The organism is Polycladospora coralii, assembly GCF_014773435.2.
Taxonomy (GTDB): domain Bacteria; phylum Bacillota; class Bacilli; order Thermoactinomycetales; family Thermoactinomycetaceae; genus Polycladospora; species Polycladospora coralii.
This window is the reverse complement of record NZ_JACXAG020000001.1, coordinates 108,238-125,852: the sequence shown is the minus strand read 5'-3', so window position 1 is coordinate 125,852 and position 17,615 is coordinate 108,238. Positions and strand designations below refer to the sequence as shown.

Annotated in this window: 21 protein-coding genes; 15 read left to right on the top strand and 6 right to left on the bottom strand. The window is 38.6% G+C overall.

Annotated features, from left to right (window positions below):
* Positions 1-99: 99 nt before the first annotated feature.
* On the bottom strand, positions 100-702 hold the full coding sequence (locus tag IC619_RS00700; protein WP_191138191.1) for a DJ-1/PfpI family protein: 603 nt from the start codon (positions 700-702) through the stop codon (positions 100-102).
* Positions 692-2,221, bottom strand: coding sequence for a DHA2 family efflux MFS transporter permease subunit (locus IC619_RS00695; protein ID WP_191138190.1), 1,530 nt, complete (start codon positions 2,219-2,221; stop codon positions 692-694). Before IC619_RS00695 ends, IC619_RS00700 begins: the two co-directional genes overlap by 11 nt.
* A gap of 172 nt (positions 2,222-2,393) precedes the next feature.
* Between IC619_RS00695 and IC619_RS00690 the strand changes: the two genes are divergently transcribed.
* From IC619_RS00690 to IC619_RS00660, 7 genes are all read left to right on the top strand, one after another.
* A complete protein-coding gene (locus IC619_RS00690; RefSeq protein WP_191138189.1) occupies positions 2,394-2,555 on the top strand; it encodes a hypothetical protein in 162 nt (53 codons plus the stop codon).
* Positions 2,556-2,696: 141 nt separating this feature from the next.
* Positions 2,697-3,170 (top strand): RrF2 family transcriptional regulator, encoded by a 474-nt coding sequence (locus tag IC619_RS00685; RefSeq protein ID WP_191138188.1) that lies wholly within the window; start codon positions 2,697-2,699, stop codon positions 3,168-3,170.
* A 15-nt stretch (positions 3,171-3,185) separates the two neighbouring features.
* Positions 3,186-4,250, top strand: coding sequence for an oxidoreductase (locus IC619_RS00680; protein ID WP_191138187.1), 1,065 nt, complete (start codon positions 3,186-3,188; stop codon positions 4,248-4,250).
* A gap of 11 nt (positions 4,251-4,261) precedes the next feature.
* Positions 4,262-4,528, top strand: coding sequence for a hypothetical protein (locus IC619_RS00675; protein ID WP_191138186.1), 267 nt, complete (start codon positions 4,262-4,264; stop codon positions 4,526-4,528).
* A 23-nt stretch (positions 4,529-4,551) separates the two neighbouring features.
* Positions 4,552-5,913, top strand: coding sequence for an MFS transporter (locus IC619_RS00670; protein WP_191138185.1), 1,362 nt, complete (start codon positions 4,552-4,554; stop codon positions 5,911-5,913).
* A gap of 192 nt (positions 5,914-6,105) precedes the next feature.
* Positions 6,106-6,633: a histidine phosphatase family protein gene (locus IC619_RS00665; protein ID WP_191138184.1), complete on the top strand. Its 528-nt coding sequence runs from the start codon at positions 6,106-6,108 to the stop codon at positions 6,631-6,633.
* 16 nt (positions 6,634-6,649) lie between these two features.
* Positions 6,650-7,192, top strand: a complete 543-nt coding sequence (locus IC619_RS00660) for an isochorismatase family protein (protein WP_191138183.1) — start codon at positions 6,650-6,652, stop codon at positions 7,190-7,192.
* Here IC619_RS00660 and IC619_RS00655 read toward each other — a convergent pair whose 3' ends face one another.
* The 3 genes from IC619_RS00655 to IC619_RS00645 all read right to left on the bottom strand — a co-directional run bounded on the left by IC619_RS00655 (position 7,193) and on the right by IC619_RS00645 (position 9,434).
* Positions 7,193-7,741, bottom strand: a complete 549-nt coding sequence (locus tag IC619_RS00655; RefSeq protein ID WP_347239740.1) for a TVP38/TMEM64 family protein — start codon at positions 7,739-7,741, stop codon at positions 7,193-7,195.
* Positions 7,742-7,813: 72 nt separating this feature from the next.
* Positions 7,814-8,137, bottom strand: coding sequence for a transcriptional regulator (locus IC619_RS00650; protein WP_249669660.1), 324 nt, complete (start codon positions 8,135-8,137; stop codon positions 7,814-7,816).
* Positions 8,138-8,474: 337 nt separating this feature from the next.
* Positions 8,475-9,434: a S41 family peptidase gene (locus IC619_RS00645; protein ID WP_191138181.1), complete on the bottom strand. Its 960-nt coding sequence runs from the start codon at positions 9,432-9,434 to the stop codon at positions 8,475-8,477.
* A 133-nt stretch (positions 9,435-9,567) separates the two neighbouring features.
* Between IC619_RS00645 and IC619_RS00640 the strand changes: the two genes are divergently transcribed.
* From IC619_RS00640 to IC619_RS00605, 8 genes are all read left to right on the top strand, one after another.
* Entirely contained in the window at positions 9,568-10,497 is a 930-nt protein-coding gene (locus IC619_RS00640; RefSeq protein WP_191138180.1) for an NAD(P)/FAD-dependent oxidoreductase, read from the top strand.
* A 72-nt stretch (positions 10,498-10,569) separates the two neighbouring features.
* Positions 10,570-12,273, top strand: coding sequence for a GMC family oxidoreductase (locus tag IC619_RS00635; RefSeq protein WP_249669659.1), 1,704 nt, complete (start codon positions 10,570-10,572; stop codon positions 12,271-12,273).
* Between the two features lie 176 nt (positions 12,274-12,449).
* Entirely contained in the window at positions 12,450-13,274 is an 825-nt protein-coding gene (locus IC619_RS00630) for an alpha/beta fold hydrolase (protein ID WP_191138179.1), read from the top strand.
* An 87-nt stretch (positions 13,275-13,361) separates the two neighbouring features.
* On the top strand, positions 13,362-13,622 hold the full coding sequence (locus tag IC619_RS00625; protein WP_191138178.1) for a metal-sensitive transcriptional regulator: 261 nt from the start codon (positions 13,362-13,364) through the stop codon (positions 13,620-13,622).
* Positions 13,623-13,755: 133 nt separating this feature from the next.
* Complete coding sequence (locus IC619_RS00620; protein ID WP_191138177.1) at positions 13,756-14,238, top strand: DsrE/DsrF/DrsH-like family protein; 483 nt, start codon at positions 13,756-13,758, stop codon at positions 14,236-14,238.
* A gap of 14 nt (positions 14,239-14,252) precedes the next feature.
* The gene (locus IC619_RS00615; RefSeq protein WP_191138176.1) at positions 14,253-14,828 is read left to right on the top strand and encodes a sulfurtransferase TusA family protein; all 576 of its coding nucleotides are present in this window, start codon (positions 14,253-14,255) and stop codon (positions 14,826-14,828) included.
* Between the two features lie 14 nt (positions 14,829-14,842).
* On the top strand, positions 14,843-15,958 hold the full coding sequence (locus IC619_RS00610; RefSeq protein WP_191138175.1) for an MBL fold metallo-hydrolase: 1,116 nt from the start codon (positions 14,843-14,845) through the stop codon (positions 15,956-15,958).
* A gap of 55 nt (positions 15,959-16,013) precedes the next feature.
* The gene (locus IC619_RS00605) at positions 16,014-16,790 is read left to right on the top strand and encodes a sulfite exporter TauE/SafE family protein (RefSeq protein WP_191138174.1); all 777 of its coding nucleotides are present in this window, start codon (positions 16,014-16,016) and stop codon (positions 16,788-16,790) included.
* 80 nt (positions 16,791-16,870) lie between these two features.
* Here the strand turns inward: IC619_RS00605 and IC619_RS00600 are convergent, their stop codons facing one another.
* Complete coding sequence (locus IC619_RS00600; RefSeq protein ID WP_191138173.1) at positions 16,871-17,524, bottom strand: DUF975 family protein; 654 nt, start codon at positions 17,522-17,524, stop codon at positions 16,871-16,873.
* Positions 17,525-17,615 lie beyond the last annotated feature (91 nt).

Sequence of the window (17,615 nt, the reverse complement as noted above, 5' to 3'; positions counted from 1 at the left end):
AAACCTTTTATTATGTGACGATTGGGCGGCGCTTAGGCTCGGTTCGAGCCTAAGCGCCGCCCAATGAAACGAGAAGTTCCCATCTCGGGGATGAATAGTTCACGGATTGAATTCAATACCATCTTTTACACGATCAGCAGCTGCTTGTCCAAGGAACGTTTCCACCAAATAGAGGGCCATATCGATTCCAGACGTGACACCACCAGAGGTGATGATTGTTTGATCAACAACAAAACGCGTATGAGTTTGAACGTGAATGGCTGGAAAGTGTGTTGCTAAAAAGTCACAACTTTTATGGTGTGTCGTTGCTTTTTTTCCATTAAGTAATCCTGCATATGCCAGAAAATAAACGCCTGTACAAACAGAAGTGGTATATTGATTCCCTTGTGCTTGTTTCGTGATCCATGTTTGTGTTTGTTTGTTCGAAACGGCCTGTATGAGCTCAGATTCTGGAGCGCCAGGCAAGATAAGCACGTCATATAATGGTGCATGTTTGATAGAAGTCGTGGGGACGATTGTTACACCACTGTAAGTTTGAATAGGCTCCTTCGTATGAGCAATTGTATCAATTTGTATGCCTCTTTCTCTTCCTTGAGGTGTTTGATGTGCAGCATAGGTGAATACTTCAATGGGACCCGTTGCATCTAGTAAATCCATACCATTATAGGTATATACACCTATTGTTAAAGGGTTATGCTTCATGTTTTCCACTCCTAGAGTCAATTGGCATTTGTTGTAATAGAAAGACGCATAGTAAAGCCATTAGGATGAGAATAAATCCAAGACCAAAAACGTTGGATAAAGCGTCGTTGAAAGTGATTTTTAGAGAATTGATTTGGGTATCAAACGCATTGACTTGCTGAATTGACAGTGAATTTCGTATGGATTCTAATTGATCCTTCTTTAATAAAATTTGCGGATCAGATAATTCTGGATAAGAAACGGCTGGTTGATTATTAAGCGATATACTCATGACAATTCCAAATATAGCCACTCCAATCGTGCTGCCAAGAGAACGAAATGTTTGCATCGTAGCAGTAGCTACTCCCAAATATCGTTGTTCAACTGAATTTTGGATAGCGATGGTTAGGACCGGATAGTTCATCCCAATACCAAATCCAATGAGAATCATGAGTATTGTAATATAGGTATAAGAGGAAGATGGCGTTAGCGTGGCATGTAAATACATCCCAATCGCCATAAAGGATATCCCAATCAACGCCATTATTTTGAAATTAAGTGATTTTGATAGAAGAAAGCCACTCATTAATCCAGATAGTGCCATTGCCAAAGTGGCATACATCATTACTATTCCGGTTTGGATTGCAGATAAGCCTAATACACCTTGAATATAAAAAGGCGAATAAATGAGTGCGCCTGCCATGCCCACAGTGAGCAAAACCCCCGTGAGATTAGCGACTATAAAATTTCTATTTTTAAATAGATAGAGCGGTAGAATCGGAAAGCTCAATTGATTTTCCCACTTGATGAACAGAAATAAAATAACAAAGGCGACTAAGGTTAATACAGTCATTTGTAGTGAAGACCAAGCATATGTGGATTTACCTAATGTGAAAATGAGTAAGAGAAGGAATAAAAATAAACTTAGTAATAATGCGCCTACGTAATCAATCGCTTTATGCTTATGTTTGTTTTCCCATTTGGGATATGCTTTTTGAATTACGACAAAAGCAATCATACCGAATGGTGAGAATAACCAAAATGTCCATTGCCAGCTATAGTGATCAACGATGTAGCCTCCAAGTAAAGGACCGAATAAACCTGTAATACCTAATATACCAAGCATTAAACCTTGCCAAAAACCGCGTTCTCTAGGATTGAAAAGATCACCGATTGTGGTTAGATAGGTCGATGTAAGAATGCCCGATCCAACTGCCTGAATGATCCTAAAAAGAACAAACTGAAATAGGCCTGTCGCATGCCCACATAAAAATGTTCCAATCGTAAAGATGATGACTCCAATCAGCAATAATCGTCGTCTTCCGAATTGATCCGATAAACTACCGGCTAACAGAAGCGTAATGGTTACGACAAACATCCGTATCGTAAAAATCCACTCTAAATGCTCAAATCCACCGATGGCAGCAATAATTTTAGGCGTTGCAGCGGCTATTAATGTGCTGTTGAAAGTTTGGAAAAACAATACGAGCATCAGAGCCATCATGATCAGTTTTTTTTTCCTATTTTCAATATTTTGCATGACTAAATTCTCCGTTTCATAAAGTTGGGCAAATTCGTAATAATTGTGGATAGAATGAAATGAACTGGTGAATCTCTATGTATATTTCGCTCTTATTTAGAATGTAAGGGTTTTAAACTTCGAAAACATGATTCATTCGTACCATTTTTTATAATCAAATATGAAAGGTCTTTTGTTTAAATGGAAAATGATGATCGTGACACGATGTCAGATATGCGTAACTGCCACGATTCATCTTGATAGCGGGTCACTATCCGCCATCGTCATTACACCAGATGGGACACCTATTGCAACTATTCCTGTGGGATGTGAAGGAAGTGGTTCCGAAACCTGACATATAAGGGATCTCTGTTATGTAATTTGGAAATGAAAATTCATTTGAGGGGGGCGTATCTCTTGACAAATGGATCCTGTCATATTAAGTTTAAAGAGGATAATGAATATCTTTAATATATATGTATGAGAGGTGAATTTGATGCGAATGAAGCCTAGCATGGAGCATGCTTTATACGCACTCATCATTCTTTCGATGTTACCAAGTCGTTCGAGTTTAAGTGCAGAAGCGATAAGTAAACGATTAGATGTTTCTACTTCTTATTTTAAAAAGCAGATCAGACAGCTTGTTACAGCAGGGCTTGTTAAATCCACTCCAGGGATAAATGGAGGTTTTTCATTAGCTCTTCGACCTTCTGAGATTTCGATGTTAGATGTGTTTCAAGCAGTTGAGGGAAGAGGGTCTCTTTTTCAAGAAGAGGGGATTGGACAACGAGTGATTCAATGCGATTCAGATCAGTGCATACTCACGGGTCTCATGGAAAGAGCAGAACGAGCATGGAATGATGAACTAGCCAAAGAATCACTTGAGGACATGTTAACAAAAGCAATTGGGATATGCTCGGAGCAACACGTAGCAGACCTAAAAGAATGGATCAGATCAGAGATCAGTTAAAAGGAGAATATAGAAATGAAGTCAAAAACGACATTAGACAAATTTTTTGAGCCTGTTGAAATTGGTGCTTGGCAACTAAAAAATCGGGTTGTAATGGCTCCTATGACACGGTGTTTTGCTGATGATGAAACGGGAGTAGTAGGAGATGATATCGTAGCGTACTATCGTAAACGTGCGGCAGATGGAATCGGTCTTATCATCACGGAAGGTACGATTATTAGTCCACGCGGGAAAGGATATTCTGGTGTTCCAGGGCTATATACGAAAGAACAAATCAATGCTTGGAGAAAAGTAACTGATGCAGTTCATCAGGAAGGTGGTAAGATTATTGCTCAAATTTGGCACGTTGGACGACTTTCCCATCACGAATTAACAGGAGGGCTTCCTCCACAATCCGCATCAGCTATTCGTGCGGAGGGCATTATGCCGAGATACAGAAAACCATATGATTTACCTCAAGAAATGAGCAAAATAGAAATCAAAGAAGTCATTTCGGAGTATGCCCAAGCAGCTAAAAATGCTATAGAGGCAGGGTTTGATGGTGTTGAGATACACGGTGCAGGAGGTTACTTGATAGACCAATTCAATTCAGATTTTTCAAATCAACGATCGGATGAATATGGTGGGAATTTAAAACAACGTCTTACTTTCATGAAAGAAGTTTTACGAGCTGTCATTGAAGTGGTAGGTGCTAATCGAGTCGTGATCCGTTTTTCAGAAGGGAAAATAGACCAACCGCATTATAGGTGGGAAGATCTTGAGGCCACAATTCGTGATTTTGTTGAAGCATTTCATGAAAGCGGAGTTGAAATGATCCATTTTTCTACTTTAGATTTTTCAGAAGTACGTGAAGATGGGAAAACGATATTTCAGCTTTTACGAAAGTACTGGAGTAAAGTAATTATAGGTGTGGGAGGGCTCAATCCGACGAAAGCGGAAGAAGCTTTGATCGCAGGAACGATTGATTTAGCAGCTATTGGTCGTCCATTGCTAGCAAACCCAGATTATTTAAGTCGTATAAAGAATGATATTTCTCCCATTTCGTACGATTCTACAAAACATCTATTAAAACTGTATTAAGATGAATCGTCATGATCCAGAGATGTAATGGGGGACTTGAATCTAACACAAGAAAACGATCTGCATATACGAGAACAACTAAGAGGGAGAGACTTTACTTCGCAAAAAAATTGATGTATGACGGTGTTCTTACAGAACTTCATGTGTATCTCGGTTATTATCATGGAGATGCCGAAAAAGCGTTAAATATTGAAAAAAATGATTGGTGTATGCGTATCCTAAACGATGAGATCACCGGCTGGTCCGGTGACTCTACTGGTCCAAACCAATCAATTTGAAGCAAGGAGTTTGATTGAAACTTATGCATACAGTTAGTAAAAAAGCAGGTCCCATAGAACATGAAAATAAAGTCATCCTGTTGTTGAGCATGACGATTATACTTGTTGTGATGAACACCACAATGTTTAATGTAGGATTACCAGCTGTACTCCAAGATCTGTCCCTAGCTTCATCGACAGCGTCTTGGATCATATCCGGGTATTCGATCATATTTGCTATTGCCACGCTAACCTATAGTCGCTTATCTGATTTTGTGCCCATTTCTCGTTTACTGCTCATCGGCTTATTGTTACTTGGTGTAGCTTCCATTATTGGCTGGTTTGCAGATTCATTCGCAGTACTGTTATTGGCAAGATTACTCCAAGCCGCGGGTGCTGGAGCAATACCGGGATTAGGAATGGTTTTCGCAAGTAGATATATCCCTGTATCTAGAAGAGGAAAAGCAATGTCATTTGTGTCTTCAGCAGCATCACTTGGTTTTGGATTAGGTCCTGTTGTTGGGGGGGCCATTACTCAGATGTTCGGTTGGAATTACTTGTTTATTGTTACAAGCTTCTCTGTACTTCTACTGCCTGTTTTCTATAAGCTTTTACCAAAAGAGGAATCATATAAAGTGCGTTTTGATTTCATGGGTGCATTGTTAACTATGCTTGTCGTTACTTGTTTCTTACTATTTTTATCAACATTTGCTAGCTATTATCTCGTGATCAGTATCATAAGTTTGGCTATATTATGGAAGCACATCCATAAGTTTTCGATCCCGTTTATTCAACCTACGATTTTGAAAAAGCGTCCTTATATAAAATTATTATTGATTAGTAAAGTCGCTTTTATTACGCATTTTTCTACCTTATTTATGATGCCACTAATGCTTGCAAAAGTATTTAATAAAGAAGCGGCGGTAATCGGACTTATCATCTTTCCTGGTGCCATATTATCTGCTGTTGCAGCTCAATTTATTGGTAGGGTCATTGACCGATTCGGAAACCTTCCCATTATCTTGACTGGACAAACCTTACTCATCATATCTACGACCTTATTTGCATTATTCTCTAGTCTTTCACCCTATTGGATTATGGTTGCTTATGTATTTATGAGTATCGGATTCTCTACCTTAACGTCTAGTATCGCAAATGAAACATCAAGGATTTTACCAGAGAAAGAAATCGGCACTGGGATGGGGATGTATCAACTTGTTCAATTTTTTGGTGGTGCTCTAGGTGTATCCTTATCTGGAATGCTAATTGACTGGCAATTGAGCTTTGCTTACGAAGTCATATACCGTAATATCTTCATTACCTTATTAGCTTGTTTGCTCATTTCGGTTGCGCTGTTTAGGAGCTATAGAAATAATGGCGGAACTACTCTCACCGATCAGAAATAGTGGTAAGAGGTTGGGGGATTCGATATCCCCTCCCTACTCATTTTCTTTTCATAGCATAGATGGATGGATGGAGTGAAAGTCGAGCGTATCGTTATCTATATTAAAATTTTAAATGATTTATATCAATAAGAATAGACTTATAACATATCCTTCTATATAATGATCAATGAACTCTGTTGGGAGGGGATATATGTGATTCGGCATGCCCCTGTAGAAGTTGATCCAGATCAACCTGCAGCGGAATGGAAGTGTTCTGAAGTAGGTAAGAAGTTGACTTTAGAGCTCATCGATTCTGTGAGATGGGAGGATATCCATGTTATATATCATAGTCCAGAAATCAAAGCACAGCAGACAGCAAAAATAATTGCTAATGAATTAGGGGTTCGAATGTATGTTCGTACAAGTCTACGTGAAGTAGAAGCAAGGATCGGATTCTTACCGATCAATCAATTTATAGCACGAGTTGGGGACTATTTAGAGGGATACCCTGATCCTGACTTTGAAGATTATGACCAAGCAGTCGCTCGATTTCATCAAAGCATTTGTGAAATTGTGTCCGCGGCGATTGTCTCCCATGGCCGAATCCTCACCGCTTGGTATAGTTATCTTCTGGGAAGCCGTTTAAGTAGAAAGGACTGGCAATCGATTGGACTTCCTGATTTATCTGTCGTACATACAGATACATGGCAAGTGAAACAAGGCTTTTTCGCTGAATTATAATTTAAGGGGTGTTTTTTTGAAACAGGCATTATTAATTATTGATGTTCAACAAAAATTAGTTGAGGATGTATACGAAAAAGAACGATTATTAGTAAATATCAATCAGGTTATTCAAAAGGCAAAGGAAGCAAAGGCTGATATCATCTTTATACGAGATAAAGATGTGGCCAACGGTGAAGGTCCTGGCTTTGAGATTCACCCCAAAGTAAATGTGCCCAATGATGCAGAAGTGTTTGATAAGTTAGCGACAAATGCATTTTATGGCACACCACTAAAAACATATCTCTTTGAACATGAGATTGGCCATCTAGTTGTAATGGGATGCGAGACCCAACACTGTATTGACTCAGCAGTGCGAACGGCAACGATTACAGGGTTTGATGTAACGCTGGTTGGTGATGGCCACTCCACCTTAGGCTCTACCACGTTATCCCCTGAAAAAGTGATCGCGTACCATAATGAAATCTTGCATGGTCATTATAACGTGGATCATTTTGCGGTTGTACGCAACACAGAAGAAGACTTATTTAAACCGAATCATGATCAATATCGATCTTAATCACTTTTTTCGCTGCAGTCTCCAAGTACTAAATAATAGACCTATGGCTAATGCAACGAGTATGATTTTCCCAGGCAATGACCACTCTAACACGGCATATATAGAATAAGCCTCAATTAAAAGAGCGGGTATTTTTCCTAAAGTACTCGCAGAAGCAAAAACAAGCCATGAAACTTTCCCCGATGAGGCAAAGAACGTAACAAGACCAGAGGGCACGAAAGGAAGAAGGCGAAGTGAAAAAATTAAAATAAAAGCTTCTCTTCCTTCAACTTCCAAGAGACGGTGTATATTAGGGTGATTAATAGATTTCTTCTGAATGAATTTTTGGAACCCCAGTCTGTATAGCCCGAAAGAAACAAGGGCACCTAATGCTTCTCCAATAATGGATACGACGACCCCTCCAACAAAACCAAAAAGGTTTATATTAAGAGCTGTAATAAAAGCACTTGGCATGACACCAGAAATACTGATTCCTATATTGATTAGGATGCTTAAGAGAATAGCAAACTCTCGATATGAATTAAGCACTTGTTCGACTAGTTGATACACCCATTCGGTCTCCTTTTATAAGGTAGCAAACATGAATTCAAAGTTCCTCAAAAAGAAATGGCAAAAGAGAGGTCATGCTTTCTTTTGCCATTTCTTTGTCAATTCACGTATGTGATCAAATTGTTGCCAATAATTTGACAGTGCAGATTGTCCGTTTGGTGTGATCTGTATCGTTGTGTGTGGAATTTTCTTGCGGACAAATTGTTTATCAATATGTATATAACCTGCTTTTTCTAACTTAGATAGATGTGAGGAAAGATTCCCTTTAGTAAGCCCCGTTAATTCCTGTAAAAAAAGAAATTCTGCAACGGTACATGCTGAAAGTGCATTCATTACAGCTAGTCTAGCCGGTTCATGAATCAACTTGTTGAGGCGTGTCATTTCCTTAAAAGGCATGATCATAATCATCATCCTCTTTATATAAATTATTATATATAGACTAGTTTGTATTATAAACCTTATTAGATAGTTCGTAAAGTATTTTTTCCAAATATCTTCCAGATACATGTAAAAAATAGGATCCAGAACCCTGCGATATCTGTATCATGTACAAAAAACGAGTCATTTGCTCTTCTCTACTTAAGGTCAGTGAGATAGGAAATGACTCTGCGATATTTTGAGATGAGATGTTTTTTTCCTAGACTAAAAAATTCGCAAAAGCTTCAGGATTAATATCGTTTTTATCACCATCTATCATTAACATTTCATCTTCGCATTGAAGATTTACTGCGTATCATAAGCTTGATTTACCTAATGAGATTTGTTTGAGTTCCGTTTGTAAGTGATTGGAAAAGTGTTCTAAATGATGCTGTAGATGTTTGACAGCAAGTTGATAAGCTGTATCGAATGCTCGTTCGGATGGAGTTTTAATATGGGGTGTTACGCCTGTTCCTTCCCAATTGGTTTTCGTAATTGGATTGATCGATTCCCCATGTGGGATCAACACATTAAAAGAGTCAGATAGTTTGTGTATTTTACAGGGATGTGCTCCTCCTTTGGTTGTTTCGCCAACCAATGTAGCCCGATTTAAGTGTTTAAGATTGTATGCAAATTCTTCTGCTCCCGAAAAAGTTTCTTTACTAATCAATACATAAACAGGTTTTTTCAAGTAACGTTTACCTGGTACATATGGCAAAGTCCAGTAACTTTCGACTTGTTTTTGTGAACGAAAATATTGATCATTTAGATGCAGGATGGGGAATGAAGGAAAAAAATAGCTGCATAATAATTGAACCATCGCAGGATGACCACCGGTATGATGGCGTAAGTCAATGATTAAGGCTTCCGTATGTGTAAGAAAATGCATGGCTGAACAAGCTAGGTCACCTGCATGTTCAGGGTCAGAGAAACTACGTATATCCATATATCCAATGTTACCTGCTAGAAGCTTTACTTCATAGAATCCATAATTCGTTTCTTGTATACGTCTTTTTTTATCACCATCATTTTTAGAAGAGTAAAATACTTTAAGATGTAAATCTTGACTCCATTCCTGTAAATCATGTGTGAGTTGTGTGCAAAATTGGTTTGCAGTCGTGAGTTGCTGGTAATGGTCTGTATCTCTATATGTAGTTAGATGATTCGCTATTTTTTTTGCTTTGTGAGCGCATACATAGTGTTGAATTAGCAGTTGAATTAGTTCATCCAATACTTTTATGCGTCTATTGGAGTTGAATTCTGATCGCTGCTCCATTTACCACACCCCTTATCATTTATCTGTTTTACTTCACTGAAAATTGTATCATACTTAGCGGATTACTGAGTAGAAGAAAAGATTTCGGTCGATACTGATTCTAGTGAGGCAGATTCAGATAGGAGGAAAACAGATGGCGTCTGATTCATTATGGGATGTTGTCATTGTCGGAGGTGGGCCAGCTGGACTGACCGCTGCATTAGTATTAGGAAGAGCAAGACGCAAAGTTGCGCTTATTGATGAGGGACAACCTCGAAACCAGGTAGCAAAGCAATCACATGGCTTCTTATCTAGGGATGGCATGACACAGTCTGCTTTTTATAAGGTGAATCATACCCAGTTAGAAGCATATAAAAATGTGTCTTGCATTCGCAGTCACGTTGATCATGTTCAACGTGATCAATATATATTTGTAACTTTAACCCGTTCAAATGAGAAAATAAGAAGTCGTAAGATTATTTTTGCTAGCGGCTTAAAGGACCAGTTACCTCCTATACCCGGATTGCAGGAAGCTTATGGGAAGAGTATATTTCCTTGTCCATATTGTGATGGTTGGGAATTACAAGAGAAACCGCTAGCGATTTTTGCTAACGGGAAACATATGTATGGATATATACAGCAGATTTATCAATGGAGTAAAGATTTAATTGTATTTACCAATGGGCCTACATGTATGACGGATATAGAATGGGCCGCTCTAGAAAAAAGGCGAATTAAGGTGATTGAAAAACCGATCAAACAATTACGAATTAAAATCGGCGGAAAATTAGCATCTGTCATTGTAGAAGGTGACCAATCTGTACCACGAACAGCAGGGTTTATTCAAGATACTGGTGCCATACAGGCTTGTTTGTTGCCTACCCAGTTAGGCGTTCATTTAAATGAGAAGGGTTGTTATGAAACCAACAGACATGGACAAACCACATGCAAAGGATTGTATATTATCGGTGATGCACAAGCGTATTTTTCAGGATTACTAGGAGCTGCGGCAGACGGTTATGAAGCAGGTGTTCAAATTAATAGGGAGTTGGTTCTAGAAGAATGGGATAGATGTAGTAATTAAAACACACAAGCACTTTTTTGTGTTATTAATATAATCACTATTAGAAAGAAATATGGTTATGGAGGTGTACATTTGGGTAGAAAAATTAAACCAATCCCCACACCAGCATTAACTTTTGATTATATTGTGCTAGGTGCGGGAAGTGCTGGTGCCATTGTTGCTAAAAAACTATCGGATAATCGTTCTAATTCGGTATTACTACTTGAAGCCGGAACCAATATGACTTCAGAAACATTAAATCCCCAGTTTGAAGATGCTGAAGATCAGGCACTTAATAATAGATTTGCCTATAATGCACTCACAAAGCGGGAACCCGTTTTAAATGAGCAACAAGCTTATCAATCGGGTCGATTAGTGGGTGGCGGAACGCAACATAATGGTTCATACGCTACTCGAGGAAGTAAAGAGCTATATGATGAATGGGCACAAATGGTAGGCTCACAATGGAGTTACAAAAGTGTCTTACCATTATTTAAAGAATTTGAAAATTATACAGGTAGTACACAAAAGCCGAATCAACGAGGTCGTAATGGCCCCATTTTTGTAAGGCAAGAGCTCACCAAAAAAAATGGAACCGTGGGAAGCACTTACGCAAAAGCAACACAACAAGTCACAGGTGTTCCTCTAGTAGATGACTACAATACGGGAATAAATGGCTGTACGTTTGTTCGATCGCAATATTATCAAAAAGTGCTTAGTAAAAATAATATTATTCGCCAATCAACTGCAACGGGCTATCTTAACGCTAGCATTGTCACACAAAGTAATGAATTTAACTCGGTTGGTGTGGGCGTTAATCGAAATTTGTTGCTCATTACAAAAGCAACTGTCAACAGAGTTCTACTACGAAAAGTAAATGGCGGTTTTATTGCTTATGCTGTCGAATTTGTAGATAATGGGGTCTCCAAAGTGGCTTATGCCAATAAAGAGATTATCGTTTCTTCAGGAAACTATTCACCAGTCATTCTACAACGTTCAGGGATTGGAGGAAGGCAAGATTTACTCCGTGCTGGAATTGAACCCATTTTAATCAATGAAAATGTAGGTCGAAATATGCAATCCCACTATGCACTGCCTATGGGGATTGAAATTGAAACCAGTCGATTGCTTCAAATATTACGAGCAGATCCGAATCAACCTTTTGTGTTTGGTGCTTTTCTCAATCGAAGATCAAAAACGCGTTCACTGCAATTGCAAACGGTATATAACTCTTTTTATCTCCCCGCATCATTAGTCTCTCTCAATAATTGGAAATTCAACCCTAAAAAGCCTTCCAATGTGATGAGTATGTCACTTGTCATTTTAAATCCACCTAGCCTAGGTTTTGTTCGTGCAGCTCATACAGATCCTGAAGCATATCCAGAAGTTCAATTAAATTATTTTGTCGGACAACAACAATTTAATGAAGCAGTAGATGCTTATTTAATCACATATAATATTATCAGAAGAGCAAGAAAACTAGATCCTAAAGGTCTATTTAAAGTTGTTGCACCAGCAGAAGAGATCTTTCAAATTAAAAATAAAGATAGGAGGAGAATTGAACTTCTCAGGTTTTCGAAGTCGACAGTTAGAAGTTATACCCATTATGCGGGACAATGTCGGATGAGCCGATCAAAAGCAGATGGTGTTGTGGATGGTCACTTAAGGGTTCATGGTGTAAAAAATTTAAGAATAGCAGATTTATGTATTGCACCCAAAATCCCCGATGGAAATCCTGCAACGGCAGCTATGATGATTGGTCTTAATTGTGCTCGTTTTATACAGTCCAATCAATAATATTTTCTTAAAGCATTTGAGTAGGTAGATCCCTACTCAAATGCTTTTCCCCGTGTGCCATAATATAAAATAGAGGATGGCTCCATTTCGATACTTATGGAAATATGGATGTACTTAATGCAATCAATTATTCTATTATAGAATCATACAGGATATATCAAATAGGAGGTGTACAAATGAAATGCCTGATTGGTGAGACGACCGTTCACTATGTAGTTATAGGAAGTGGACAACCTGTACTGATGCTTCATGGTTTTTCGCTCGATCATCGTGTTATGACTGGCTGTTTAGAACCCGTATTTGTACAGAGGAGCGAAAATTGGAAACGCATCTATGTCGATTTTCCAGGTATGGGGAAAAGTGTAGGAACAAATCATATTCACAGTTCTGATGATATGCTTGATGTGATGCTCGAATTTATTGATCAAGTGATAGGGAATACCCCGTTTCTCATTGCTGGTTTATCTTATGGCGGTTACATCGCGCGTGGAATCATTGCAAAAAGAAGTGAGCAAGTGATTGGTGTAGCATTCATAAGTCCGATGATCATCCCGGATAGCCATAAAAGAACGCTGCCCGATCATCATGTGATTTATCGAGACGAAAACTTTCTGACACAGCTCTCAGAAGCCGAACGCGAGGTTTTTTGTACCTATGCGGTTGTCCAAGACAGAGAAAATTGGAAACGATTTCAAACTGAAATCTTAGATGGAAGTACATTAGCTATTCCATCTTTTTTAGAAAAAATACGGAAACAGTATGCCTTTTCGGATGATGTCGATGTTCTGATTACCGCATTCTCTAAACCAAGCCTATTTCTAATGGGGCGCCAAGATGGGATGACAGGCTTCCAAGATGCTTGGCATGTTTTTCAGCGATTTACACGTGCTACCTTTGCTGTATTAGATCGAGCTGGTCATAACTTGCAACTCGAACAGCCGAGGTTATTTCAAGAAATGGTGGACGAATGGCTAGATCGAACAGTAGAAAGCCAGAGCTGAAAGGAGTAACTTCTTCACTCCTTTCAGCTTATTCTAAAAGTGTGTTATGATATGAAATAGATTCATAGTATGTAGGAGGTGGATCAGATGGAATACGATGTAAAAGTGAAAAATAGAATGAAACGGATTGAAGGACAAGTAAAAGGAATCATCAATATGATGGATGAAGGGAAGGAATGTAAGGAATTAGTAGGGCAAATGTCTGCGGTACGAACAGCCTTAGATCGTGCAATTGCTGTGATCGTAAGTTCGAACTTAGAGGAATGTGTACGTAGGCAGATTGAAAATGGAGAAGATACTGAGGCTTTTATTCAAGAAGCCGTAAACTTGTTAGTAAAAAGCAGATAGGCATATATGTCTTGACAGCTTTTTTTTATCTCTGTTATTATACCCATATGGGTATTTGAGTTAGATGGAGTGCATATATTTTTTGTCTGTTTCAATACCTATAGGGGTATAAGTATACAAGGAGGGGGATCACTTGGAAAAACAACCTGAAAAAACAACCATTGTTTTGTTCAGCGGTGACTTAGATAAAGCGATTGCTGCATTTATTATCGCGAATGGTGCAGCGGCATATGATCATGAAGTAACCATTTTCCATACGTTTTGGGGGTTAAATTTACTCCGGAAAGATGAACATGTTCCAGTTGAAAAAAATGGGCTAGAGAAAATGTTTGGGAAAATGATGCCACGAGGGCCAGAGAAATTTGGACTATCGAGGATGAATTTTGCCGGAATAGGGCCCAAAATGATTAAACATGTGATGGGAAAACATCAAGTTCTTTCCTTACCACAGTTAATCGAAATGGCTCAAGAGCAGGGCGTCAATCTAATCGCTTGCACCATGACGATGGATTTGCTTGGATTAAAAAAAGAAGAATTGATTGATGGACTCGATTATGCAGGCGTGGCTGCCTATCTAGCTGAAGCTAGTGATGCAAATGTAAATCTATTTATTTAAAAGGAGAGTGCAAAATGAACATTAAGGTTAATCACGTTATTGATGCAAAAGGAATGGCTTGTCCGATGCCGATTGTTAAAACGAAAAAAGGTATGGACCAATTAGAATCAGGAGATGTGATGCAAGTTGAGGCTACAGATCAAGGTTCTATAGCTGATATGCAAGCCTGGTCCAATAAGAATGGTCATCAATATTTAGGAAATAAGCAAATAGAAGGTGTGATTCATCACTTTATTCGAAAAGCAAGCGAAGTAGAAGTAAAGCAAGAGAAAATATACCCGCATACGATTACCAATCAAAATCTTCAAACCAAATTGAATGCAAATGAGCACATGTTGATTGTAGATGTGCGTGAAGAAGCAGAATATCACTTTGGTCATATCCCACAAGCTATGTCCATTCCTCTAGGGGAGTTGGAGAGTCGATTGGATGAATGCGAAAAAGATGTTGATCTTTATGTGATCTGTCGTACAGGAAACCGAAGTGACTTGGCTGCACAACTACTTGCAGACAAAGGATTTACACAAGTGAGAAATGTGTTACCTGGTATGCATGAATGGTCTGGTCTTATTCAGAAAGAAGAGGTATAAAGGAGGAGTAGATGATGTCGATCAAACCGATGTCAGCAAAGGAACTTACACAACGCATATTGAATGATCATTCTCTTTTCGTTTTAGATGTAAGAAACGAGAAAGCCTTTCAAGATTGGAAAATCGAAGGAATGCACTTTGAATATCTTAATATGCCCTATTTTGATCTCATTGATGGTATCGATCATATTATCGATCAAATACCGGAAAATCAAGATATACTTGTGGTATGTGCCAAACAAGGTTCATCTGAAATGGTTGCGCAACACTTAGTCGATGCAGGTTTAGAGCATGTATTTTTCCTTGAGGGGGGCATGACATATTGGGGTGAATATCTACATCCTGTAAAAATAGCTGATCTGAACGAAAAGGGAACTATTTACCAATTTGTGCGTATGGGAAAAGGATGTCTTTCTTACATGATCGAATCTAATGGAGAAGCGATCGTAATTGATCCCAGCCGGATGATTACCCAATATTTAGATTTTGCGGAAGATATACAGGTGCAGATTCGTTATGTGATCGATACACATTTACATGCCGATCATATATCGGGCGGACGTTTATTAAGGGATGAAACAGGCGCCAGATACTATTTGCCACCTCAAGATGCTGAAGAAGTACAATTTACGTTCGAACCACTGGTAGAAGGTGTAGATATTCCATTAGTGGAGGCGCTCTACTCACCAGGTCATACCATCGGTAGTACTTCGATCATTGTGGATCAGCAATACTTGTTGACCGGCGATATTTTGTTCATCGCCTCAGTTGGCAGACCTGACTTAGCGGGTAAAGCAAATGAATGGAGTCACGATTTATATGATTCTCTCTATCAAAAATATAAACAACTTCCTTTCGATTTGATTGTTTTACCTGCACACTTTGGAAAAGTAGCAGAACTTGGTCAAGATGGAAGCGTACAAGCGACATTAGATGAGTTATACAAAAGCAATCCTGGTTTAAAATTAAGTGATAAACAGCGATTTCACCAAACAGTAGCCGAAAATTTACCTCCTCAACCACATGCTTATCAGGATATTCGGCACACCAATATGGGGATTCAAAAATCGAATGAAGCGGAGCAACGAGAGATGGAAATGGGACCTAATCGTTGTGCTGTACACGATTAAAGGGTAAGAACAGGGGTATGCTAGCACTCCTGTTCTTTTTAAAGGAGCGCTGTATATGGATATGATGTTGATCGTAACCATCTTTTTAATTGGCTTTATCGGTTCATTTATCTCAGGTATGGTAGGTATAGGTGGCTCGATTATTAAGTATCCCATGCTACTATATATTCCACCAGCGCTGGGACTTATAGCCTTTAGTGCGCATGAAGTTTCTGGCATTAGTGCTGTACAAGTATTTTTTGCAACGATCGGAGGGGTGTGGGCTTATCGAAAAGGTGGATTTTTAAATCTGTCACTCATTCTATATATGGGTATGGGGATTATCATCGGCAGTTTTATGGGGGCATATAGCTCTACGATTATGAGTGAAGAAACGATTAATCTCGTATATGCAATTTTGGCAACGCTTGCAGCTATTCTCATGTTTATTCCTAAAAAAAATATCGATATGATCCCAAATGAGCAAGTTACTTTTAGTAAAGTATTGGCTACCGGATTAGCTGTTCTAGTTGGATTAGGTGCGGGTATTGTAGGCGCTGCAGGTGCTTTTATTTTAGTCCCCATTATGCTGGTTGTGCTTAAAATCCCTACACGTATGACGATTGCTACGTCACTAGCCATTACATTTATTTCATCAATTGGAACCACAATCGGGAAATTTGCGACGGGTCAAGTGTTATTGATTCCTGCACTAATCATGGTTGTGGCAAGTCTCATTGCCTCCCCTTTAGGTGCTAGATTTGGTCAAAAGGTAAATGCAAAAATTCTCCAATGGGTGTTAGCGTTTTTGATCTTAGCTACTTCAATTAAAATATGGATGGATTATCTTTAAATGAAAAAAACTTCCACTATTCAGCGGTGGAAGTTTTTTTCATTTAAAGCGTGCGTGGTCGAAAGATAAGGGGTTCTTGTTTATTGATTATGAAGCTCACCTTTTAAGTTCCGATAAAACATCGCTTCTGTTGCTTGCATATAGGGCGTAATCCAGATAAACCCGATACCGAATGTAATGATCCCAAGGATAATCCAACCAATAAAGCTTAGATGTAAAAGGAATAAGTCTAGTTTGTGACCATCCATCATTTTACGGCTTTGCGTAATGGCTTGGTTTGCCGACAGCTCAGGGTTATCATTTAGGATGTAGGAAGACATGGCATAGGAATATGACTTAATGAATCCCGGGATGATAAGCAATAAGGTCCATAACAAGAGATAGATGGAATACAAAATATACCATATCAGAGATTTCACATAGAGGTTTCCACTTTTATAATATTTAAATAAGATTGATACTGATACCTTTTGCTGGCGAGCAATATGCATAAAGATAGCAATAAATCCAAGTTGAAAGGCTCCAGTTGTTAAGAGTTGCGATACCAAATTGAAACCGTCAAATTTAGTGAATATTTTATTCGGATCAGGGGTACCTCCTATTAAAATAAAAAGGATAGAGATTGCGCCATAAATAGCGATCAAGATAAATAAACTGCCGATTACTGTGCCCCAATTTCCTTTTAGTGCATCCAATCCAAGTCGTTTCAAATCGGATCTTTTCAAACGATTCATTTTCATTTTTCTCCTTTGATGTCAATTTAAAATGATGCGACAAAATTTATTCTAACACATTATTTTATGCAGAAGAGTAGGAATATTGACT

Bases quoted from the DNA above. Each gene is read 5' to 3' on its own strand.
- IC619_RS00700 (WP_191138191.1), bottom strand. From the start codon at position 702: ATGAAGCATAACCCTTTAACAATAGGTGTATATACCTATAATGGTATG.
- IC619_RS00695 (WP_191138190.1), bottom strand. From the start codon at position 2,221: ATGCAAAATATTGAAAATAGGAAAAAAAAACTGATCATGATGGCTCTG.
- IC619_RS00685 (WP_191138188.1), top strand. From the start codon at position 2,697: ATGCGAATGAAGCCTAGCATGGAGCATGCTTTATACGCACTCATCATT.
- IC619_RS00680 (WP_191138187.1), top strand. From the start codon at position 3,186: ATGAAGTCAAAAACGACATTAGACAAATTTTTTGAGCCTGTTGAAATT.
- IC619_RS00675 (WP_191138186.1), top strand. From the start codon at position 4,262: ATGATCCAGAGATGTAATGGGGGACTTGAATCTAACACAAGAAAACGA.
- IC619_RS00670 (WP_191138185.1), top strand. From the start codon at position 4,552: ATGCATACAGTTAGTAAAAAAGCAGGTCCCATAGAACATGAAAATAAA.
- IC619_RS00650 (WP_249669660.1), bottom strand. From the start codon at position 8,137: ATGCCTTTTAAGGAAATGACACGCCTCAACAAGTTGATTCATGAACCG.
- IC619_RS00645 (WP_191138181.1), bottom strand. From the start codon at position 9,434: ATGGAGCAGCGATCAGAATTCAACTCCAATAGACGCATAAAAGTATTG.
- IC619_RS00640 (WP_191138180.1), top strand. From the start codon at position 9,568: ATGGCGTCTGATTCATTATGGGATGTTGTCATTGTCGGAGGTGGGCCA.
- IC619_RS00630 (WP_191138179.1), top strand. From the start codon at position 12,450: ATGAAATGCCTGATTGGTGAGACGACCGTTCACTATGTAGTTATAGGA.
- IC619_RS00625 (WP_191138178.1), top strand. From the start codon at position 13,362: ATGGAATACGATGTAAAAGTGAAAAATAGAATGAAACGGATTGAAGGA.
- IC619_RS00615 (WP_191138176.1), top strand. From the start codon at position 14,253: ATGAACATTAAGGTTAATCACGTTATTGATGCAAAAGGAATGGCTTGT.
- IC619_RS00610 (WP_191138175.1), top strand. From the start codon at position 14,843: ATGTCGATCAAACCGATGTCAGCAAAGGAACTTACACAACGCATATTG.
- IC619_RS00605 (WP_191138174.1), top strand. From the start codon at position 16,014: ATGGATATGATGTTGATCGTAACCATCTTTTTAATTGGCTTTATCGGT.
- IC619_RS00600 (WP_191138173.1), bottom strand. From the start codon at position 17,524: ATGAATCGTTTGAAAAGATCCGATTTGAAACGACTTGGATTGGATGCA.